The organism is Enterobacter sp. HSTU-ASh6 (assembly GCF_026319105.1).
In the GTDB taxonomy this organism is placed as follows: domain Bacteria; phylum Pseudomonadota; class Gammaproteobacteria; order Enterobacterales; family Enterobacteriaceae; genus Enterobacter; species Enterobacter sichuanensis.
On record NZ_WSPD01000006.1, the window covers coordinates 245157 to 265616 of the forward strand.

At 62.1% G+C, this 20460-nt stretch carries 17 protein-coding genes; 7 read left to right on the plus strand and 10 right to left on the minus strand.

Annotated features, from left to right (window positions below; translation table 11 throughout):
- Window positions 1-53: 53 nt before the first annotated feature.
- On the minus strand, window positions 54-1469 hold the full coding sequence (locus GM298_RS09930) for an aldehyde dehydrogenase family protein (protein WP_266154030.1): 1416 nt from the start codon (window positions 1467-1469) through the stop codon (window positions 54-56).
- Window positions 1470-1569: 100 nt separating this feature from the next.
- Between GM298_RS09930 and GM298_RS09935 the strand changes: the two genes are divergently transcribed.
- Window positions 1570-2472 (plus strand): LysR family transcriptional regulator, encoded by a 903-nt coding sequence (locus tag GM298_RS09935; RefSeq protein WP_266154031.1) that lies wholly within the window; start codon window positions 1570-1572, stop codon window positions 2470-2472.
- On the opposite strand, the gene GM298_RS09940 is transcribed toward GM298_RS09935, so the two are convergent.
- Window positions 2459-2938: a carboxymuconolactone decarboxylase family protein gene (locus GM298_RS09940; protein WP_023310248.1), complete on the minus strand. Its 480-nt coding sequence runs from the start codon at window positions 2936-2938 to the stop codon at window positions 2459-2461. The genes GM298_RS09935 and GM298_RS09940 overlap by 14 nt on opposite strands.
- A gap of 102 nt (window positions 2939-3040) precedes the next feature.
- On the opposite strand from GM298_RS09940, the gene GM298_RS09945 reads away from it, so the two are divergent.
- Window positions 3041-4429 (plus strand): PLP-dependent aminotransferase family protein, encoded by a 1389-nt coding sequence (locus tag GM298_RS09945; RefSeq protein ID WP_266154032.1) that lies wholly within the window; start codon window positions 3041-3043, stop codon window positions 4427-4429.
- A gap of 86 nt (window positions 4430-4515) precedes the next feature.
- On the opposite strand, the gene GM298_RS09950 is transcribed toward GM298_RS09945, so the two are convergent.
- Complete coding sequence (locus GM298_RS09950; RefSeq protein ID WP_059386776.1) at window positions 4516-4677, minus strand: DUF1127 domain-containing protein; 162 nt, start codon at window positions 4675-4677, stop codon at window positions 4516-4518.
- 176 nt (window positions 4678-4853) lie between these two features.
- Here GM298_RS09950 and GM298_RS09955 point away from each other — a divergent pair, with 176 nt between their 5' ends.
- A complete protein-coding gene (locus GM298_RS09955) occupies window positions 4854-6269 on the plus strand; it encodes a PLP-dependent aminotransferase family protein (RefSeq protein WP_266154033.1) in 1416 nt (471 codons plus the stop codon).
- An 87-nt stretch (window positions 6270-6356) separates the two neighbouring features.
- Here the strand turns inward: GM298_RS09955 and GM298_RS09960 are convergent, their stop codons facing one another.
- Window positions 6357-7478 (minus strand): cupin domain-containing protein, encoded by a 1122-nt coding sequence (locus GM298_RS09960; RefSeq protein ID WP_088244062.1) that lies wholly within the window; start codon window positions 7476-7478, stop codon window positions 6357-6359.
- 135 nt (window positions 7479-7613) lie between these two features.
- Window positions 7614-8216: an ATP-dependent Clp protease proteolytic subunit gene (locus GM298_RS09965; protein WP_008501342.1), complete on the minus strand. Its 603-nt coding sequence runs from the start codon at window positions 8214-8216 to the stop codon at window positions 7614-7616.
- A 284-nt stretch (window positions 8217-8500) separates the two neighbouring features.
- On the opposite strand from GM298_RS09965, the gene GM298_RS09970 reads away from it, so the two are divergent.
- Window positions 8501-9118 (plus strand): response regulator transcription factor, encoded by a 618-nt coding sequence (locus tag GM298_RS09970; RefSeq protein ID WP_266154034.1) that lies wholly within the window; start codon window positions 8501-8503, stop codon window positions 9116-9118.
- Window positions 9119-9121: 3 nt separating this feature from the next.
- On the opposite strand, the gene GM298_RS09975 is transcribed toward GM298_RS09970, so the two are convergent.
- The 5 genes from GM298_RS09975 to GM298_RS09995 all read right to left on the minus strand — a co-directional run bounded on the left by GM298_RS09975 (window position 9122) and on the right by GM298_RS09995 (window position 16344).
- Complete coding sequence (locus tag GM298_RS09975; protein ID WP_266154035.1) at window positions 9122-14704, minus strand: ATP-binding sensor histidine kinase; 5583 nt, start codon at window positions 14702-14704, stop codon at window positions 9122-9124.
- A 9-nt stretch (window positions 14705-14713) separates the two neighbouring features.
- Entirely contained in the window at window positions 14714-15094 is a 381-nt protein-coding gene (locus GM298_RS09980; RefSeq protein ID WP_266154036.1) for a response regulator transcription factor, read from the minus strand.
- A 23-nt stretch (window positions 15095-15117) separates the two neighbouring features.
- The gene (locus GM298_RS09985; RefSeq protein ID WP_010427264.1) at window positions 15118-15378 is read right to left on the minus strand and encodes a XapX domain-containing protein; all 261 of its coding nucleotides are present in this window, start codon (window positions 15376-15378) and stop codon (window positions 15118-15120) included.
- On the minus strand, window positions 15375-15596 hold the full coding sequence (locus GM298_RS09990; RefSeq protein WP_266154037.1) for a DUF1427 family protein: 222 nt from the start codon (window positions 15594-15596) through the stop codon (window positions 15375-15377). The genes GM298_RS09985 and GM298_RS09990 overlap by 4 nt, the downstream gene beginning before the upstream one ends.
- A gap of 61 nt (window positions 15597-15657) precedes the next feature.
- On the minus strand, window positions 15658-16344 hold the full coding sequence (locus GM298_RS09995; protein WP_008501349.1) for a hydrolase: 687 nt from the start codon (window positions 16342-16344) through the stop codon (window positions 15658-15660).
- A 217-nt stretch (window positions 16345-16561) separates the two neighbouring features.
- Here GM298_RS09995 and GM298_RS10000 point away from each other — a divergent pair, with 217 nt between their 5' ends.
- From GM298_RS10000 to GM298_RS10010, 3 genes are read left to right on the plus strand one after another with little or no spacing between them, the layout of a single operon-like run.
- Window positions 16562-18433, plus strand: a complete 1872-nt coding sequence (locus GM298_RS10000) for an amidohydrolase (protein WP_266154038.1) — start codon at window positions 16562-16564, stop codon at window positions 18431-18433.
- Complete coding sequence (locus GM298_RS10005; protein WP_059385968.1) at window positions 18433-18840, plus strand: DoxX family protein; 408 nt, start codon at window positions 18433-18435, stop codon at window positions 18838-18840. Before GM298_RS10000 ends, GM298_RS10005 begins: the two co-directional genes overlap by 1 nt.
- On the plus strand, window positions 18837-20456 hold the full coding sequence (locus GM298_RS10010; RefSeq protein WP_266154039.1) for an MFS transporter: 1620 nt from the start codon (window positions 18837-18839) through the stop codon (window positions 20454-20456). Before GM298_RS10005 ends, GM298_RS10010 begins: the two co-directional genes overlap by 4 nt.
- The last annotated feature ends 4 nt before the right edge of the window (window positions 20457-20460 follow it).

Sequence of the window (20460 nt, forward strand, 5' to 3'; positions counted from 1 at the left end):
TCCGGCCTACGGGCGCATGTAGGCCCGGTAAGCGTAGCGCCACCGGGCGGGTTTTAGCTCACAATCGACCGCGGCTCCATAAACGCCCGGATCCCCCACTCGCCCATCTCGCGCCCTACGCCGGAGTGTTTGAACCCGCCAAACGGCGCTTTCGGCTCATGCGCCAGAGTGTTTACCAGCACGCGGCCGGAGACAATCTGCTGCGCCACGCGATGGGCCCGCTCTTCATCACGGCCCAGCACCATCGCGCTCAGGCCGTACTCGGTATCATTGGCGATGGCGATCGCCTCCGCCTCGTCCTGATAAGGGATCACGCACAGCACCGGGCCAAAAATCTCGTCACGGGCAATGGTCATCCGGTTGTTCACGTCGGCAAACAGCGTCGGACGCACGAACCAGCCGTCCCGCGTCCCGTCCGGCCGCCCTTCGCCGCCCGCCAGCAGGCGTGCCCCCTCTTCGATCCCTTTGCGGATGTACCCCTGTACCCGCTGCCACTGCTTCTCGCTGACCATCGGGCCAACCTCTGTCGCGCTATTACGCGGGTCGCCGGATTTCACCGCCGCCACGGCCTGCGCCAGCGCGGCTTCCATTTCTGTCTTGCGTGACTGCGGCACCAGAATGCGCGTCCCGGCCACGCACGCCTGCCCGCTGTTCATAAATCCGGCCTGAATCACCAGCGGGATCGCTTGCGCCAGATCCACATCCTCCAGCAGGATCGTCGGCGATTTACCGCCTAACTCCAGCGTCACGCGCTTAAAGCTTTCCGCCGCGTTACGCAGGATCGCCTTGCCGGTATGGGTCGAACCGGTAAACGAGATCTTCGCCACGTCCGGATGACGGCTGAGGGTTTCGCCCACCGTCTCACCGCGCCCGGTGACGATATTAAACACGCCCGGCGGCAATTCAGCATCGCGCAGCGCTTCGGTAACGATCTGCGTTTGCAGGGCGCTCATTTCGCTCGGCTTGATTACCGCCGTGCAGCCCGCGGCGAGCGCGGCCGCCAGTTTGCCGCAGATAAACCCCGCATCGCTGTTCCACGGCGTGATCAGCGCGGCCACGCCCAGCGGCGTCATCTGTACCGTTGCGGCACCTGCGGTGCTGACAAACTCAAACGCCTCCAGTGCCGCAATGGCCTGAGCAATCACCTCCGCCGGGTAGCTTGCCATCCACGCCGAGCGCGAAGCCGGCGCGCCGTACTCCTCGACAATGGCGTCCAGAAGCGCATCGTGACGGGCAGCCACGGCGGCGTGCATCCGCTTCAGCGCGTCGATGCGCGTCTGCTTTGTGGTCCGGGACCACGCCGGAAACGCCGCTTTCGCCGCCGCGATAGCGCGTTCGGCGTCAACCTCATCCGCCAGGCGAACCTGACCCATAACCTGCGCCGTTGCCGGGTTGTACAAGTCAAAACGTTCGGTACCGTGCGGGGTAACAAACTCGCCGTTGATAAAGATCTGTTCGATGATGTGCATATCATCCTCCTCAGGCTGTGTGAGACCAGTCTGGCACGGCTTCTCCGTTGCGATAATCCACGCTATGCTGCAAGGGTTGTTTCGATTTTCAGGATAATCTATGCATCGTTCAGGTCTGACAGAGCTGGAAGTGGTGATGGCGGTGGTGCGACGCGGCAGCTTTCGCGGCGCGGCGCAGGAGCTGGGGATGTCCGCCACCGCGGTCAGCAACGCCATCGCCGGGCTGGAGAGCCGCCTTGAGACGCGCCTTTTTAACCGCACCACCCGCAGCGTGGCCCTCACCGACGCCGGGCAGCGCTATGTGGCGCGAATTGGTCCGGCCCTGCAGGAGATCCGTCTCGCCGGGGAAGAGATCCACAGCGACACCGGGGAGCCTGCCGGCACGCTGCGCCTCAACGTGCCGAACCATATCGGCGCCCTGTTTCTGGACCAGCTGCTGATCGACTTCATGATCCGCTACCCGAAAATGCGCGTGGAAACGGTGAGCGAAGCGAGGATGATCGACATCGTCGCCGAAGGTTACGACGCCGGGATCCGCCTTGAAGAGTCCGTCCCGCAGGACATGATCGCCGTGCCGCTGACCGGCGAGATCCGCCAGCTTGTCACCGCCACGCCGGACTACTTCGCCCGTCACGGCATACCCGAGACGCCGGACGATCTGCTGCAGCACCAGGGGATCGGCATGCGTATGGCCCACGGCGGGATCTACCGCTGGGAGCTGGCCCGTCGGGGGGAAACGTACGCGCTGGCCGTGCCGCCGCGCTTTGCCACCTCCGATCTCTTCGCCTCGATCCGCGCCGTGAAAGCGGGGCTAGGGGTCGGTTTTTTACCGGAACTCTATATTCGGGACGAGCTGAAAAGCGGGGAGCTGGTGAGCATCTTAAACGACTGGACACAGCCGTTTTCCGGGCTGCGCCTGTACTATCCCGGCCATCGCCACGTCCCGCCAGGGCTGCGGGCGCTGGTGGCGATGATCCGCGAGCGCGGAATTATTCCAGGTTAGCCTTGTTCAGCCCGTAAGCCGCGTCCAGCGCGCCCGGCGCCATGCGGGAGGTGATCCCCAGACGGTTCCAGGCGTTGATCGCCACGATGGCGAAGTTCAGCTCTGAAATCTCCACATCTGAGAAGTGCTCCGCCACGCTGCGGTAGAGCGCATCGCTCACGCCATGAACGCCGATTTGGGTCAGCGCTTCGGTGAAGGCCAGCGCCGCTTTTTCACGGGCGCTGAACAGCGGGGACTCGCGCCATGCCGCCAGATGGTAGAGGCGCAGCTCGCGCTCGCCGGCAATTTTCGCCTCTTTCGAGTGCATATCCAGGCAGAACGTACAGCCGTTCAGCTGCGACACGCGAATGTCGATCAGATGCTTCAGCGCCGGGTCGATGGAGGTTTTCGCCACCTCCATGCTCAGGGCAGACAGCGCGTTAGCGAGGGCAGGTGTGACTTTGTGGTGGTTGACGCGAGTGCTCATGGTCTTTCCTCTGATTTACACGGTATGTGTGATGCGATGAGGCAAATCTACGCTGTTCATGACATAGTAAAAAGATACAAAAAGCGCGAAATGAGGTAGGACATGAAGCCGGGCTATCACGAGATTTATTCCCGCTATCGCGATAACATCACGCGCGGCGTGCTGAAGCCGGGCGATAAGGTGCCTGCCATCCGCGTGCTGGCGGAAGAGCTGAAGGTGGCGCGCAAAACCGTCGAAACGGCGTATGCCATTCTGACGGGGGAAGGGTATCTGGTAAGCCAGGGCGCGCGCGGCACGCGGGTCAACCCGGACCTCCTGCTGCCGGCCACTCCTGCGCCGACGGAACAGGCCACCGGCACGCTTCCGGCCTCGCTTATCAGCCAGCGCGAGCGGGCAGGTTTTCTGCGTCCCGGCATCCCCTCCCTCGACAGCTTCCCCTATAAAAAGTGGCTGCTGCTGGCAGGCCAGGCGACGCGTTCCATGCGCCAGGAGGAGATGCTCAACCCGCCGGTGCTGGGCTGGTATCCGCTGCGTCAAGCCATCGCCCGCTATCTCAACATCTCACGCGGATTGTCCTGCACTGCCGAACAGGTGCTGATCACCAGCGGCTACAGCGGCAGCCTGCGCCTGATCCTCGACACCCTTGCCAGCCGCAGCGACAAGGTGGTGTTTGAAGATCCGGGCTATTTTATGGGCCAGCAGTTGCTCAAGCGGATCGTGCCGCGCCTGCACACCGTGCCGGTCGACCGCAACGGCATCGACACGGAATACCTGCTCCGTCACCATCGCGACGCCCGTTTTGCCATCGTGACCCCGTCGCACCAGAGTCCGCTGGCGGTCACGCTCTCCCTGCCGCGTAAACAGCAGTTGCTCGACTGGGCCAGCCAGAACGACGCATGGATTATCGAAGACGATTACGACGGGGAGTTTCACTACACCCGCAAGGTTCTGCCGTCGCTGAAAAGCCTCGATCGGCACGACCGGGTGATCTTTATGGGCACCTTCAGTAAAACCATTATGCCGTCGCTGCGCATGGGCTACGTGGTGATGCCCGCCAGCACCGTCGGGGCCTTTACCGACTGCGCGGACATTACCACCAGCGGCCAGCCGGTGCTGACGCAAAAAATCCTCACCAACTTTCTCAATGAAGGCCATTTTTTCCGACATCTGAAGAAGATGCGCGCCCTGTATCAGACCCGCCGGGAGTGGATGATTGCCGCCCTGCGTGAGGTGTATGGCGATCTGTTTTTCACCGAGCAAAACGATGGCGGGATGCATATCGTGGCATTTCTCACCAGAGGAAGCGCTGACCGGGACGTGGCGCGCTGCTGGCAGGAACAGCAGCTGCAGGTTAATGCGCTTTCGGAGTGGTATCGCGGGTCGGGCAAACGCTACGGGCTGGTGATGGGCTATAACAACGTGCGGTCGTATCAGGAGGCGGTTGAGCTGCTGGAAAGGCCGAAGCAGCAGACGTTTGAGCTGTTGCGCTGAAAATCGCCCGGTGGCGCTACGCTTACCGGGCCTACGGGATCGAGCAGGCCGGGTAAGGCGCAGCCGCCACCCGGCGACGACGTGGATCACACATCATTACGCGACAACCCAACGTCCTTGAGCTGCTCGTCGCTCATCTGGCTCAGAATGCGACGGGTACGGTTGATGCGATACCAGTTACGCAGCGTTTTCGCGATCCAGACAAACACAATAAACGGACGTTTTGAACGATTTTCGTAGAATTCCATGATGCTCTCCTCGCTGTGCCAGTGGGCTTATCATCATGGAAAACGGCCTGTACAATACAGATTCAAAAACTGCTTTTGTTTACCATACAGATCCGCTAAAACGGTATCTGCATGGCGTTTAGCCCATCAATCTGTACTGGTTTAACAATCTGTATGGTGAAAACAAAGGATACAGCATGACGCGCTACCAACATCTGGCCAATCTACTGGCAGAACGCATTGAACAAGGGCTGTATCGCAGCGGCGAACGTCTGCCGTCGGTACGCGCGCTGAGCCAGGAACACGGCGTAAGTATCAGCACCATACAGCAGGCCTATCAGATCCTCGAAAACCTCCAGCTGATCACCCCTCAGCCGCGCTCCGGCTATTTTGTCTCGCCGCGCAAGGCCCAGCCGCCCGTCCCGGCGATGACCCGCCCGGTGCAGCGCCCGGTGGACGTTACCCAGTGGGATGAGGTGATGATGCTGCTGGATGCCCGCGCCGACAAAGAGATGATCTCCTTCGGCGGCGGTTCGCCGGACATTAACCAGCCGAGCCTGAAACCCCTGTGGCGCGAAATGAGCCGCATTGCGCAGCATAACCCGGGCGAGATGCTGAGCTATGACGTGCTGGACGGGCGTCTGGAGCTGCGCGAGCAGATTGCCCGCCTGATGCTGGACAGCGGCTCCACCGTATCGGCAAGCGACATTGTGATCACCAACGGCTGCCACGGCGCGCTCTCCATCGCCCTGCTCTCGGTATGCAAACCGGGGGATATCGTGGCGGTGGAGTCACCGTCGTTTCACGGCACCATGCAGATGCTGCGCGGCTTCGATATTAAGGCGATTGAAATTCCCACCGATTCTGAAACCGGGATCAGCATCGAGGCGCTTGAGCTGGCGCTGGAGCAGTGGCCAATCAAGGCGGTGATCCTGGTGCCCAACTGCAACAATCCGCTCGGGTTTATCATGCCGGAAGCACGAAAAAAACAGGTCTTAGCCCTCGCCCAGCGGCACGATATCGTGATTGTTGAGGACGATATTTATGGCGAGCTGGCCGCCGAGTACCCGCGCCCGCGCACCATTCATTCGATGGATATCGACGGCCGCGTACTCCTCTGCAGCTCGTTTACCAAAACCGTGGCGCCGGGCCTGCGCGTCGGCTGGATTGTTCCCGGACGTTACTACGACCGGGTGATGCACATGAAATACGCCGCGGGCGGGTTTAACGTGCCGGGCACGCAGATGGCGGTGGCGGCGTTTATCCGCGACGGCCATTACCATCGCCACGTGCGTCGTATGCGCCAGATTTATCAGCAGAATATGGAAACCTACACCTGCTGGGTGCGACAGTATTTCCCGGCAGAGATTTGCGTCACGCGCCCGCAGGGGAGCTTCCTGCTGTGGGTTGAGCTGCCGGAAAAGGTGGATATGGTGTGCGTCAGCAAGCAGCTGTGTCGGCTGAAGATCCAGGCTGCGGCCGGATCGCTGTTTTCTGCCTCCGGGAAGTACCGCAACTGCCTGCGGATCAACGTGGCGCTGCCGCCAACGGATAAGCACCGCGAGGCGTTGAAGAAGATGGGCGAGGCGATTGTGATTGCGATGGAGGAGTAGTGTTTTGCCGGGTGGCGGCTTCGCCTTACCCGGCCTACGTTCTTGCCGTTGTAGGCCCGGTAAGCGCAGCGCCACCGGGCAACGGTATTACTCGTCGAAGTACCAGTACCCCTGGTTAATCAGCCCGGTGAGCTCCTCGACAAACGCCGGGTTGTTCAGGGCATCCCCCAGCTCCGCCTGGCCGAGTTCGGTGTAGCGGCACAGCGCATCCGCGGCCTTCGCGTCTACCGTCTCCAGTTGCTCGCTGTTGATAAAGAAGCTGCCGTTGATGTTCAGCACGCGCAGGCCGCTCAGGCGAGACAACGTTTCGCCGCCCTGCAGCGCGTCCAGCACCTCTTCTGCAGAATACGGCGGTTCGGCGGCGGCGATATCCAGCTCATGACGCGGCGTGGAGACAAAGCTGCCAAACCATTTTGTGAAATCATCCGGCTTGCTGATCATCTCGATCATCATCTGACGAATGCGATCGAGCTCGTACTGCTCCACGCGGCCCGGGTGTTCGCGACAGGTGAGATCCGGATCGCTGTAGTGCTCGCCCCCCAGATCGTTTTCCAGCGCGTAATCGGCGAAGCTGCTGATCAGATCCCGGCCGTTTGGCCCACGGAAGCCGACGGAGTAATTCAGCGCGGTCTCATGGGTAAAGCCGTCGTGCGGGAATCCAGGCGGAATGTAGAGGATATCGCCCGGGGCCAGATCTTCGTCGATGATTGGCTCGAACGGATCCACATGCAGCAGTGCCGGATGCGGGCAGAACTGGCGCATCGGCAGCTTGTCACCCACGCGCCAGCGGCGGCTGCCCATCCCCTGAATAATGAAAACATCGTACTGATCGATATGCGGGCCCACGCCGCCGCCTGGGACGGAGAAAGAGATCATCAGGTCATCCAGACGCCAGTCCGGCAGGACGCGGAACGGACGCACCAGCTCCGCCGCAGGCATATGCCAGTGGTTCACCGCCTGCGCCAGCAGCGACCAGCCCGTTTCGCCCAGATCGTCAAAGTGCTCAAACGGACCATTGCTGGCCTGCCACTTGCCGTTGAAATGGCTCACCAGGCGGCTATCGACTTCCGGCTCCATCGCCAGGCCTGCCAGCTCGTCCGGGGTAATCGGGTCGACAAAATTCGGGAAGGCATTTTTCAGCACAACGGGTTGTTTTTGCCAGTATTTCTCAAGAAATTCCGGCCAGTTCAGGTTCAGTTGATACGCCATGGATAGCACCAGTGAGAGGGGAAACAGGCGCGATTATAGGCAAGAAGGCAGAGGGGGAACTTGTCATGGGTCAAACGAGGGCGTGTAGGTCGGGTAAGGCGTAGCCGCCACCCGACACATACACGGCGCGAAAACTTAATCCAGCTTCAGCTCGTCATAATGGGTAATCAGTTTGCCCACGATGCCGTAGTCCAGCGCTTCTGCCGGAGACATCCAGAAGTTGCGGTCGGTGTCTTTTTTCACTTTTTCCAGCGGCTGGCCGGTAGCATCCGCGATCAGCTTATTCACGCGGTCCAGCATGCGGATGATTTCGCGCGCTTCGATCTCAATATCCGTCGCCTGACCGCGCACGCCGCCCAGCGGCTGGTGGATCATAAAGCGGGTATTGGGCAGCGAGTAGCGGTGCTCTTTTTTCGCCGCCAGGAAGATGGTGATCCCGGCGCTTGCCACCCAGCCGGTGCCGATAACGTGGACTTCCGGGCGGATGAATTTGATAAAGTCGTGGATGGTATCGCCCGCTTCCACGTGACCGCCCTGGCTGTTGATGTACAGCTTGATCGGATCGTTGCTGACGCTTTGCAGCAGGATCATCTGGGTGATCACTTTCTGCGCCAGCTCCTGGTTAATCTCACCGGAGATCACAATCGAACGGGACTCCAGCAGTTTTTGCTGCAGAGCGCCCGCGCCGTTTGACCCTTCCGCTTTATCCTTGTCGCTCTCTTTCAGTGTGTAGTGCATTGTTATGTCCTCAGCATTTAGCGCTCAAAACCAGAGTGTAGCCTGTTTTACCGATCAAAGTCCTCACCGACAAATAACGAGGGCGATGAGGCATACTGCCCATGTTGCACGCGTTTCGTTCCTTCACCACTCCCGCCCCGGCTCGCTATACTTCATACGGTTATCATATTGTTAAATGATAATGATATTTAATGTGTTAAGATGAAAGTCAGCATAAACAGTCTCTTACGTAGCCGTCGGGACTGTTTGCATCCTCGACATGTAAATCAGCACCGGGGCGGTGAATGGAACACATTGTGTATGTGGTTGATGACGATGACGCAGTCAGGCACTCCGTAATCGGGCTGCTGGAATCGGCAGACTTAAACGCCATCGGCTTTTCATCGGCAGAAGCGTTTCTTCAACACCGGTTTGAGGAGCTGCCGTCGTGCGTGATCCTCGATATGCAAATGCCCGCCATCTCGGGCTTTGAGGTGGCTGACGCGCTCAAGGACAGCGGGCGCGAGATCCCGATTATTTTCCTCACCGGCCACGGCACCATCCCGATGTCGGTGCGCGCCATCAAGGGCGGCGCTTACGAATTCCTCACCAAGCCCGTTGAATCTGGCGCGCTTATCGACGCCATTGAATCCGCGCTCCGGCTGGCGGAACATAACGCCGTACGCAATAAAGAGCACTACGCCCTGAAGCAGCGGCATATGTCCCTCACGCCGCGCGAACACGAAGTGCTGACGCTGGCGATTAGCGGCATGCTGAATAAACAGATTGCCGCCGAGCTGGGCGTCAGCGAGATCACGGTGAAGGTGCATCGCCGCCGCGTGATGGAGAAAATGCAGGTGCGCTCCGTGGCAGAGCTGGTCAGGGCCGTTGAGCGCCTGACCAAAAGCCAGCCTTCGGAGTAACGTTTACCCTTCCTGCGCGGCCAGCGGCAGTGCAAAGGCAAACACCGTGCCGTGCGGCTCCCGGCGGCGCGCGCTCAGCTTCCCACAGTGGCGCTCGATGATGCTGGCACTGATGGTCAGCCCCATCCCCATTCCCTGCGCTTTGGTGGAGTAGAACGAGTCAAAAATCTGCTCCAGCCGCTCGGGCTCAATGCCGCTGCCGGTATCGGCGATCTCGACGATAACTTTCCCGTCCGCGTTGCTGGTGCTGAGGGTGATGACGCAGGGACGATCCGTCACCTCGGCCATCGCTTCTACCGCATTCATCACCAGGTTAAGCAGCACCTGCTGGATCTGCACGCTATCGCCGGTGATAACGCTCTCCTGCGCCTGCAACAGATAATCAACGCTAATCTGTCGCAGCTCCAGCTCGCTACGCGACAGCGTGATGATATGGTGGATCAGGTCATGCAGATCGATACGCGAGAAAGTGGGATCCTGCTTGCGCGTCAGGGACTGAATGCTGCGAATGATCTCCCCCGCCCGCGCGCCTTCCGCGGCGATCTCCTCCAGCCCTTCGCGCACTTTATCCAGCCGGGCCGGTTCGCGGCTGAGCCAGCGCAGGCTCGCCCCGGCGTTAGAAACAATCGACATCAGCGGCTGGTTGATCTCGTGGGCGATGGAGGAGGTCAGCTGCCCGACTGTGGTGGCGCGGGACACCCGCGCCAGATCCGCCTGCGCCACCCGCATGGCATCTTCCGCGGCGCGCTGGCTGGTGATGTCGGTGATGATGCCGTAATACTCGTTCACCTCGCTGCCCACGCCCACCGGATCGCCAATCCCGAGGATGTAGCGCGTTGAGCCGTCGGGACGCTTCACGCGAAACTCCGCCCGCATGGAGAGCCCGTCGCGCACGCTCCGGGTGACGATGGCGCTGATGCGGGCGTAATCATCCTCATGAACGAAGGTCAAAAACTCCGCCATGGAGATCGTCTTTTGCTGTTCAGGCAGGCCGAGGATGCGGGCGTACTCGTCCGAGACAAACATCAGGTCCTGCTCCAGCTCCCAGCGCCAGCTGCCGGTGTGGCTGATCTGCTCGCCCAGCATCAGCGAGGTCTGGCTGGCGCGCAGCTCTTTCTCGACCCGCCGACGCTGAATGTTCTCCGCCAGCAGCTCGGCGTACAGCCGCGCCGTCTCCAGGGAGACCGCGGCCTGCGCGCCCAGCAGGCTCACCACGCGCGAGTGCTCGGCGGTAAAGACCTCCGGCATCAGGCGGTTTTCCAGGTACAGCACCCCCACCAGCCGCGCCTGTTTGAACATCGGGACGCACATCACGGCCGCTCCCGAGGTCACCAGATAGGGATCCTGGCTGAAGGGGTGAAACTCCTCCGGTTTACCGGTGCGGATCTCCTGCCCGGTGCGGATCACCGCCGCCAGCACCGACAGCGGCAGGTCGGTCGCCGTCGGCACGTCTTTCAGGATCCGCACCCGCACGCCCTCGGTACTGGTCCAGGCGCTGGCTTCGATCTCCGGAATCAGGCTATCGCTCACGCGAAGCAGCAGCCCGCGCTGCGCCCCGGCGCGTTCGAGCAGGATCGTCATCAGGTTTTCGATTAAGCGCTCAAGATTGATCTCCTCCGACAGCGCGCGGGAGGCTTTGATCACGCTCTGCAGATCGCGGATCGTCTCATTCTGGGCGAACGCCACCGTGTCGTAGGCGCTGGCCTGTCCGGAGGCCAGCAGGTGCGGAAAATCCTGCTCCAGCTGGCGCACCTTGGCCTGCGCCCCGGCACGGCCCCAGGCGGCAATCGAACCGCGGAAGTGCGCATCCGAGGCGGTCGGGTAGCCGCAGGCCAGGGCAAAGCGCCCTGCCAGCTCGTGGGCCAGGGCGTTGATCGGATTAAACCCGCCCTCGCGGGAGAGCCTGACCGCCTTCTCATACTGCTCAAGGGCAATGCTGTTCATCCCGTCCAGACGCACAATTTCGGCATAGATCAGCGCCTCTTTATCCGCGAACGTGCCGGGATTAATGCGCGCCCAGAGGGCGATTTTGTCGTAATGGGCGTGAATGCTGCGGCGATGGTTCGCCGAGAAGGTCTCCGGCGTCAGCTGACGGGAGAGCGCCAGGGCGCTGTAGAAGTGATAATCCAGCAGGTGGATGTGTCCCGGCGCAGACCAGGCATACCAGCCCGCCGTCTCGAGATCCGCCTGCGCGTCGGCATACTCCCCGCAGGTAAAGTGCGCCATGCCGCGGTAGAGCCAGTACCAGAACAGCATGGTGGAAGTCTGCTCCGGGGCCTGCTCCGGCGACGCGGGAAGCAGCGCCTCGGGCAATACCTGCGACGCGGTCCAGGTGCCGATGACCGGCGTGCGCAGAAACTCAACGTAGCCGCGCTGAACCATCAAAATGGTTTCCACGTCCTGGAAGTGGGTTTTACGCACGAACGCCAGGCCGCGATCGATGCTGGTCAGCACCCCGTCCAGGTGATCGCCCCGCGAGAGGAAGTTAATCACCTGGTGGCAGGCCGCAAAGCAGGCCATTGTCATATCGCCGTGGGTCACCGCCGCGCTGAAACAGGCTTTCGCGCACTCGATGGTAAACGATAAAGGCTGGGTCCAGACGCTAAGCTGGTCGAGCGGCAGCAGGGTTTTGGCTTCAAACGCATCGTAGTCGTGGCGGCTCACCAGCTCGCGGGCCAGCGTGCCGTACTGGAACCCGAGGCGGTACTCGGCGTAGCGGTGGCCCATCAGCACGCCAAACCAGGCCATCGCCGTGGTGGAGGCGCCGGTGATGCCATGATCGAGGGTCAGGTGCATCATGCGGCAGAGCAGTAAAAAGTGCAGGCGCGGGCAGATGAAGCTGGCGCAAATGCTGGCGCTGTAGAGCAGGTTCATCACCGCTTCGGTTTCCGGGTTCTCCATGCGTGCGAGCGGGGCAAAAAGAGGTTGTGGCGCACCATTGGCACGGTTGCAGAAGCGTTCCCAGGCCTCGTCGCAGTCAGCGTCTTCCGGATAGCGGCCAATCTGGATGCCCAACACCCCCAGCCAGCAGAGCGCCGCCTCCAGCGCCAGACGGCTGTCGGACTGGCGAATGTAGACTTCCACCAGCAGGTTGGCCGCCAGCGTTTTTTCGGTCAGCCCGCCGGGGCAACCGAGGATCGCGTCACACAGCTCGCGAGTGCGCGCCAGGTGCCCCAGCGCAAACTCGCAGCCCGCCTCTTCGATATCGAGCATAAAGTCTGACACCGTCCCGGCGTTGCCCAGCGCTCTGGCGGTCTGAATATAGCTCAGTGCCGAAAGGTAATCCCCCGAACGCTTCGCCCGTCGCGCGGCCAGCAGGCTCAGCTCACGGAATCTCTGGCGCTGCGGGGCGGGCTGGATGCTGTCCAGCGCGGCCGTGACGTGGTGAACGGCGCGGAACAGCAGCTCGTTTCCCGCCGCCTGCCGCGCGGCGTCGGCCAGCAGGCTGGCGGTCGTCAGGTGAATGTGACTTTTCTCATGCCGATCCAGCAGCGCAACGGCAGCCTCCTGCACCCTGTCGTGGGTGAAGGCATATTTTTTTTCCGTCAGCACGATGAGCTGGGCCATCACCGCCGGATGCAGCGCATAGCGCATCTCCGCCATCGACAGGCCAACCACGCGGCACATCATCTCCATCTCGCCCGTGCCGCCGAGACAGGCAATGCTGCCCAGCAGGCGGCGCGTCTCGTCGGGCAACTCTTCGAGCTGCTCCAGCACCAGGGTAACCACGTTTTCGGTGTAATGCCGGGCGCGGATCGCCTGCAGATCGTAAAGCCACTTGTCCAGATATTTGTTATGCACCACCAGCCCGTCATCGACGATGCGGCGGAAAAATTCGTGCACGAAGAGCGGGTTGCCGCCGGTCTTCTCATGGATCAGCGTGGCGAGATCGGTCGTCGCCGCGCTGCGGGTGCGAAACACCGTCGCCAGCCAGCGGGCCACGGCTTTAACAGACAGCGCCTGCGGGACAATCTCGCTCGCGTGCTGTGCCGCCTCCGGCAGGCTCGCCAGCGGCTGTTGCACTGAGGGGTCGGATAACGAACCGATATCGCGGTGCGCCACCACCACCAGCAACGGGATAGCCCCGCCGTTGACCAGCAGATAGTTCAGCGTATGCAGGCTGGCGGCGTCGCTCCACTGGAGATCGTCAAGCATCAGCACCAGCGGGCAGCCCTGCGAGGCAAAGGTCTTTACCAGCGCCAGCACCATATGGCTGAAGCGCGCCCGGGCATCAATGGAAAAGGTATCCGCCGAGAAGCGCGGCTTGCGCTCAAGCAGTAGGCCCAGCTCCGGCACCAGGCTGACGGCCAGCTCTTCATACCCCTCAAGGGCGCGCGAGAGGCGGATTTTCCACTTTGCCACCTCGTCTGCCGGCAGCCCCAGCAGGTGCAGCGTCAGGGAGCGGAACGCGGAGCTTAATACGCCGTAGGGCAACGACGGTGAAAACTGATCGACTTTGCCCACCGCCAGCAGCACCGTACGCTGCTGCAGCGTTTTAAGCGCCGTCGCGATGATCGAGGATTTGCCGATCCCCGACGGTCCGCCGATGGTCACCAGCTCCGGCACCCGGTTCTGCCCTACCCGCTCAAACGCGGCAATGATGTCGTTCGCCTGCGGATGGGTCGCAAACAGGGAATCCGCCAGATGGATTGCCGGGGTGCGGTCCTGCTGGCCGGGCGGAAAGGCGACGATGTCGCCCTCACAGGTCAACGTCGCCTGGCAGCGGCGGAGATCGGCAATCAGCCCGTCGACCGTCTGGTAGCGGTTATCGGGGTGCTTTTCCAGCAGCTTCAGAATGATGGTCGACAGCATCTCCGGCACGTCCGGGCGTATCGCGTCCGGCGCCAGCGGCGCTGAGGCAATGTGGTAATGCGCCCAGTTGGTCTGGTCGTCCTCCCCCAGCTCAAACGGCAGGCGGCCGGTCAGCAGTTCATACAGCACCATGCCGAGGCTGTAGAGATCGCTGCGGTTATCAACGGGACGCTGGGTTCGGGAGGTGTGCTCCGGCGACATCCAGGCAGGCGTACCGCCAGATACGGCAAGCCGGGTCCCGGAGAGGGCATCGGAGAGCGTGCAGGAGAGGCCAAAGCTACCCAGACGGCAGGTGGCATCGTGATGGACAAAAATACTGCCGGGCTTGATATCGCCGTGGATCAGGTTTTGCAGATGCATCTGGCGCAGGGGAACGCAGATCTGGATCGCCAGCTCGATAAAGCGCGCGATCCCCGAGATCGCCCTGCCCGCGCGTCGCGCCAGCAGTTCAAAGGAAAACGGGGCATAGACCAGCGCGAAGCGCCCCCGGTACTGGGTGGACGCGACGGCGCGAATGGCCCAGCTGTCCTGCAGCATATCGCGCAGCGCAAACTCGTTTTTCAGCAGCCGGGTGGCCCGCTCTTCCTCTTCGTCGCTCACCGCGGTGGCAATAATAAACGAGCCGCCGGAATAAGGATGTCGCGCATGCATCCACGAAATCCCCCCCTCCTGCGCCAGCACGGTAAAAATCACATCCTCTTTAAGGACAAAAACCCGCCCCTGGTGAAGATTCCCCTGGGCGGGCCAGAATGCAGGCTGCTCGTGTTCGTTCATCCGCGATCCTTATTGTCGGCGGGCCAGCTCCCGCTGAATATGATCCAGCAGAATATCGATGTTAATGGGCTTACGCAAAAAAGCAGCGGCGCCCAGACTGAGAGCGTACCGCTGCATATTTTCATCAGCATGACCGGAGATAAAGAGCACGGGCGGCGGCGGTACGGCCAGCAGCCGCAGCTTGGCGAACAGCTCCAGGCCGCTCATGCCCCGCAGTTTGATATCGGTGATCACCAGCGCCGCGCCGGACAGGGCGAGAGGGTGGCTGAGAAATACCTCTGCCGAATCAAACGTATCGGTCGAATAGCCTTCCGACTCCAGGAGATTACTCAACCCGCTGCGGACGGAACGTTCGTCATCAATGATGGCAATGCGCCACGGCAGCGTCATGCTGTCTTTCCTCTCACAAAACATTAAACGTCGCGATCGTCCTTCGCGGGCGCAGGGGGCGCCGTGCCGCTGATTTTCGGCACGCATTCGTGACGAAACCAGGCGAGGGTAAGCGGTTCGCGACTCAGTAAACGCCGTCCCACCGGGATAAGCTGTTCGCCCACCAGCATGCCAAACAGGCCCAGCAGGGCAACAACCGGCGGCGCCGGGGAATGAACGTCGAGCAGGGCGTAAATTACCCCAGCTACCACGCCGCACACCAGCGAAATTATCCACGCTTTCATGAGGACGCTCCCGTCTGCGATGTCACCTGCACAACGGTCACCTGAGGTGGCGGCGCACCGTCGCGGGATAAGAGATGGCGCGTCGCCTGTTCACCCGCCAGCATCCCCAGCAGGCCAATCAGCGCCAGCGCGGGCGGCGCGGGGGAGCGCACCTTCAGCACGGCATACATCAGGCCAATCAGCACGCCGGCGGCAAGGGATATCAGCCCAGTACTCATTGTGAACTCCAGAGATAAAGGCAGCGGCGAGCCGGATGAGGGACCAGCCCGCCAGCGGGGCTTAGCGAGCCGGAACCGGCGCTAAGGTGCGGTGCTCGCTCTTCTGGCGAGAAGGCGCTTTGTGCACCATGGTGTAGGCATAATCCACGCCCATGCCGTACGCGCCGGAGTGCTCACGCACAATATCCATGACCGCGGTGTAGGTCTCTTTACGCGCCCAGTCGCGCTGCCACTCCAGCATCACCTGCTGCCAGGTCACCGGGATGACGCCCGCCTGGATCATGCGCTGCATCGCGTAGTCGTGGGCTTCTTTGGAGGTGCCGCCGGACGCGTCCGCCACCATATAAATTTCGTAATCACCTTCCAGCATCGCGCACAGGGCGAAGCTGTTGTTGCACACTTCGGTCCACAGACCGGCAACCACCACCTTCTTCTTGCCGTTGGCCTTCAGCGCGTCGCGTACTTTCTGGTCGTCCCAGGAGTTCATGGAGGTACGTTCCAGGATGTCCTGGCCCGGGAACACGTCCAGCAGCTCCGGGTAGGTGTTACCGGAGAAGCTTTCGGTCTCAACGGTGGTGATGATGGTCGGGATGTTGAACACTTTGGCCGCTTTCGCCAGCGCCACGGTGTTGTTTTTCAGCACCTGGCGGTCAATCGACTGCACGCCAAACGCCATCTGTGGCTGGTGATCGATAAAGATAATCTGACAGTTCGCAGGGGTTAACACTTCGAGCTTTGAAGAGGTCATAGCATTTTCCAGTGGTTAAGGGTGAAATCGCCGCGAGCGCCGCGACGATAAAGTCACCCTCATCCTGCGGTTTTCCGTCTCCGCGCGTAATTATCTCTTCGTATAGTTAACCTTAGGTATAGTTATACTTTGGTATACCTATCCTATTGTATAACTGGATCTTTGCCGAAACCGGTTCCCATAATCCTGACCATTCCCCTCTCAGTCAGGAGCAGTTATGGTTACCCTCGGTAAAGCCGATCTCATTCTGGTTAACGGCCAGTTTCACACCGTCGATCGCGAGAACCCTGTCGCGGAAGCCGTTGCCGTGCGCGACGGAAAATTTCTGGAAGTGGGTACCGTCGCCGAGGTGATGCAACACCACGGCGACAGCACTCAGGTGGTGGACCTAAAAGGCCACACCGCCATCCCCGGCCTGAACGACTCGCACCTGCACCTGATTCGCGGCGGGCTGAACTACAACCTCGAGCTGCGCTGGGAAGGCGTGCCCTCCCTGGCCGATGCCCTGCGGATGCTGAAAGAGCAGGCCCTGCGCACGCCGTCGCCCCAGTGGGTGCGCGTAGTGGGCGGCTGGACCGAGTTCCAGTTCGCCGAGCGCCGCATGCCGACCCTCGACGAAATTAACGACGCCGCGCCGGACACCCCGGTCTTCATCCTGCACCTGTACGACCGCGCCCTGCTCAACCGCGCCGCGCTGAAGGTGGTCGGCTACACCAAAGACACGCCAAACCCGCCGGGCGGCGAGATCCAGCGCGACGCCAACGGCAACCCGACCGGGATGCTGATTGCCCGTCCGAACGCCATGATCCTCTACGCCACGCTGGCCAAAGGGCCGAAGCTGCCGCTGGAGCAGCAGGTCAACTCCACCCGCCAGTTCATGCGCGAGCTGAACCGCCTGGGGCTGACCAGCGCCATCGACGCGGGCGGCGGCTTCCAGAACTACCCGGAAGATTACGAGGTGATCGCCGAGCTGCACGAGAAAAAGCAGATGACCATCCGCATCGCCTACAACCTCTTTACCCAGCGTCCGGGCCACGAGCTGGAAGACTTTGAAAAATGGACCGATATGCTCACGCCGGGCCAGGGCAGCGACTTCTTCCGCCACAACGGCGCGGGCGAGATGCTGGTCTTCTCCGCCGCCGATTTTGAAGACTTCCTCGAGCCGCGCCCGGACCTCGCGCCGGGCATGGAGGACGAGCTGGAGCGCGTGGTGCGCCATCTGGTGGAGCACCGCTGGCCGTTCCGCCTGCACGCCACCTATAACGAATCCATCAGCCGCATGCTGGACGTGTTCGAGAAGGTGAACCGCGACATTCCGTTCAACGGCCTGCACTGGTTCTTCGACCATGCGGAAACCGTGTCACAGGCCAACATCGACCGCATCAAAGCGCTCGGCGGCGGCATTGCCGTGCAGCACCGCATGGCCTTCCAGGGTGAGTACTTTGCCGAACGTTATGGCATCGAAGCCACCCGCCACACGCCGCCGGTGGCGAAAATGCTGGAGACCGGCGTGCCGGTGGGCCTGGGAACGGACGCCACCCGCGTGGCGAGCTACAACCCGTGGACCGCGCTCTACTGGCTGGTCTCCGGCCGCACCGTCGGCGGGATGCAGATGTACGACCACAGCGCCCGACTGGATCGCGATACCGCCCTGATGCTCTGGACCCAGGGCAGCGCGTGGTTCTCCAGCGAGCAGAACCTGAAGGGGCAGATCAAGGTCGGCCAGCTCGCGGACCTGGCGGTGCTGAGCAAAGACTACTTCCGCGTGCCGGAAGAGGAGATCAAGGGCATCGAGTCCGTCCTGACGGTGGTCAACGGCGATATCGTCTACGCCGCGGGCAGCTTTGGCCCGCTCGCGCCGCCGGCCATTCCGGTTCTGCCCGAGTGGTCCCCGGTGGTGAAGGTGCCGGGCCACTACCGCAGCGCGCCGCCGCAGGCCGCACGCGTTGGCATGAGCGCTGTCCACCACTGCAGCGGCCCGTGCGGGGTTCACAGCCACCAGCATGATTTCGCCCGCACGTCAGCGATGCCGGTGTCCGACGATAACGCTTTCTGGGGGGCGCTGGGCTGCAGCTGCTTTGCATTCTGATGAAAAACACCACTGTACCGCCCCGGATCGACCTGGGGCTGTTCTTCCTGCGCCTGACCGGCAGCCTGCTGCTGCTCTACGTGCACGGCCTGCCGAAGGTACTGCACTTCAGCGAAGAGCTGACGCGCATTGAAGATCCGTTTGGCTTCGGGCCTTACGCGAGCCTGATCCCGGCGATTGTCGCCGAGGTGATTTGCCCGCTGTTGATCATTGCGGGCGTTTACACCCGCCTGGCGTGCCTGCCGATTATCGCCGTGCTGCTGGTGGCGATGCTGGCGGTCCACCCGAACTGGTCGATTGCCGAAGGGCAGTTTGGCTGGCTGCTGCTGATTATCTTCACCACCCTTGCCCTCACCGGGCCGGGCCAGTGGCGGCTGCAGCGTAAGGCAGCGGAGAGGTTCGCATGACCCAGGTTAACGACGTTCGCGACACACACGTCGAGACGACGCCCGCACCGACGGTTTCGCCCTGGCAGCCGCTGAGCCAGCCGGTGTTCCGCATGCTGTGGATCGCCACGGTGGTCTCTAACGTCGGCTCATGGATGAGCGACGTCGGCATCAACTGGAGCATGCTGACCCTGAGCGCCGATCCGCTGGATATCGCGCTGGTACAGGCAGCCAGCAGCCTGCCGATGTTCCTCTTCGCCCTGCCGTCCGGGGTGATGGCGGACATCGTCGACCGACGTAAATACCTGCTCTTCTCTCAATTGTGGGTGTTCATCGCCGCCGCCGGGCTGACGGTGCTCTCCTTCACCGGACACGTGACCCCCGCCGTTCTGCTGGTGGCGACGTTTCTGCTGAGCGTGGGGGCGGCGATGAGCTCGCCACCGTTCCAGGCCGTGGTGCCCGATCTGGTGAGCAAGCCCGAGCTGGGTGCCGCCGTGGCGCTGAACTCGCTCGGGGTGAACATCAGCCGGGCGATTGGCCCGGCGCTCGGGGGCTTCCTGCTGTCGCTCGCCGGGCCGTGGATGGTATTTGCCCTGAACGCGCTGTCCGTGGTTGGCGTGGCGTGGGTGCTGTGGCGCTGGCGTCCGGCCCCGTCCATTCAGCGTCTGCCGCCGGAGCACTTTTTCTCGGCGGTGCGCTCGGGCATTCGCTACGTGCACGCCGCGCCGGTGCTACGCAACGTGCTGGTGCGCACGGTGGCCTTCTTCATTTTCGGCAGCGCGGGCTGGGCACTGCTGCCGCTGGTGGCGCGCCGCGAGCTGGGCTTAGGCCCGGCAGGCTACGGCGTGATGCTGGCGTGCATTGGCCTGGGGGCGATTGCCGGGGCCATTCTGCTGCCGCGCCTGCGCCAGCGGCTGAACGCCGATCGGCTGATGGTGGCCGCCAGTCTGACCTTTGCCCTCACCATGCTGGCGCTGGCGTTTGTGCGCCACGTCTGGCTGCTTAATCTGTTTGAGTTTTTCACCGGCTTCGCGTGGATTGCGGTGCTCTCCACCCTCAACCTCGGCGCGCAGCGCAGCGCCGCCCGCTGGGTGAAGGCCCGCGCGCTGGCGGTCTACCTGACGGTGTTCTTCGGCTCAATGACCACGGGCAGCGCCATCTGGGGGCAGATTGCGTCGCAGTTCGGCACGCCAACCTCGCTGGTGGTCGCCACGCTGGGGATGGTGCTGGCAAGCGCCACCGTGTTCCGCTGGAAGCTGGAGAAAGATCCTGATTTAAACCTCGACCTGAGCGGCCAGCCGCTGGACGGCGTGGAGATCGACCTGCCGAACGAGCGCGGTCCGGTGCTGGTCTCGCACGAGTACATCATTGACCCGCACAACGCGAAGGCCTTCCTGGAGGCGGTCCACGAGCTGCGCCGGGTGCGCCGCCGCGCCGGGGCGATGAGCTGGGCGGTATACGAGGATATTGAGCGCCCCGGTCTGTTTATCGAGACCTTCCTGATGGGCTCGTGGATTGAGCATCTGCGCCAGCAGGAGCGCCACACCATGAATGACCTCCTGCTGCAGAGCCGCGTTCTGGCTTTTCATCAGGGCACAACATCACCGGCCATTCGCTATCTGGTCGCGCCGGTATAACCCT

What these genes read in the sequence shown, in the direction of transcription:
- GM298_RS09980 (WP_266154036.1), bottom strand. Translation starts at nt 15,094, where the DNA reads ATGACGCTGCCGTGGCGCATTGCCATCATTGATGACGAACGTTCCGTC.
- GM298_RS09940 (WP_023310248.1), bottom strand. Translation starts at nt 2,938, where the DNA reads ATGAGCACTCGCGTCAACCACCACAAAGTCACACCTGCCCTCGCTAAC.
- GM298_RS09955 (WP_266154033.1), top strand. Translation starts at nt 4,854, where the DNA reads ATGACGCGCTACCAACATCTGGCCAATCTACTGGCAGAACGCATTGAA.
- GM298_RS09990 (WP_266154037.1), bottom strand. Translation starts at nt 15,596, where the DNA reads ATGAGTACTGGGCTGATATCCCTTGCCGCCGGCGTGCTGATTGGCCTG.
- GM298_RS09930 (WP_266154030.1), bottom strand. Translation starts at nt 1,469, where the DNA reads ATGCACATCATCGAACAGATCTTTATCAACGGCGAGTTTGTTACCCCG.
- GM298_RS09935 (WP_266154031.1), top strand. Translation starts at nt 1,570, where the DNA reads ATGCATCGTTCAGGTCTGACAGAGCTGGAAGTGGTGATGGCGGTGGTG.
- GM298_RS09985 (WP_010427264.1), bottom strand. Translation starts at nt 15,378, where the DNA reads ATGAAAGCGTGGATAATTTCGCTGGTGTGCGGCGTGGTAGCTGGGGTA.
- GM298_RS09965 (WP_008501342.1), bottom strand. Translation starts at nt 8,216, where the DNA reads ATGCACTACACACTGAAAGAGAGCGACAAGGATAAAGCGGAAGGGTCA.
- GM298_RS09960 (WP_088244062.1), bottom strand. Translation starts at nt 7,478, where the DNA reads ATGGCGTATCAACTGAACCTGAACTGGCCGGAATTTCTTGAGAAATAC.
- GM298_RS09970 (WP_266154034.1), top strand. Translation starts at nt 8,501, where the DNA reads ATGGAACACATTGTGTATGTGGTTGATGACGATGACGCAGTCAGGCAC.
- GM298_RS10005 (WP_059385968.1), top strand. Translation starts at nt 18,433, where the DNA reads ATGAAAAACACCACTGTACCGCCCCGGATCGACCTGGGGCTGTTCTTC.
- GM298_RS10010 (WP_266154039.1), top strand. Translation starts at nt 18,837, where the DNA reads ATGACCCAGGTTAACGACGTTCGCGACACACACGTCGAGACGACGCCC.
- GM298_RS09975 (WP_266154035.1), bottom strand. Translation starts at nt 14,704, where the DNA reads ATGAACGAACACGAGCAGCCTGCATTCTGGCCCGCCCAGGGGAATCTT.
- GM298_RS09995 (WP_008501349.1), bottom strand. Translation starts at nt 16,344, where the DNA reads ATGACCTCTTCAAAGCTCGAAGTGTTAACCCCTGCGAACTGTCAGATT.
- GM298_RS09950 (WP_059386776.1), bottom strand. Translation starts at nt 4,677, where the DNA reads ATGGAATTCTACGAAAATCGTTCAAAACGTCCGTTTATTGTGTTTGTC.
- GM298_RS10000 (WP_266154038.1), top strand. Translation starts at nt 16,562, where the DNA reads ATGGTTACCCTCGGTAAAGCCGATCTCATTCTGGTTAACGGCCAGTTT.
- GM298_RS09945 (WP_266154032.1), top strand. Translation starts at nt 3,041, where the DNA reads ATGAAGCCGGGCTATCACGAGATTTATTCCCGCTATCGCGATAACATC.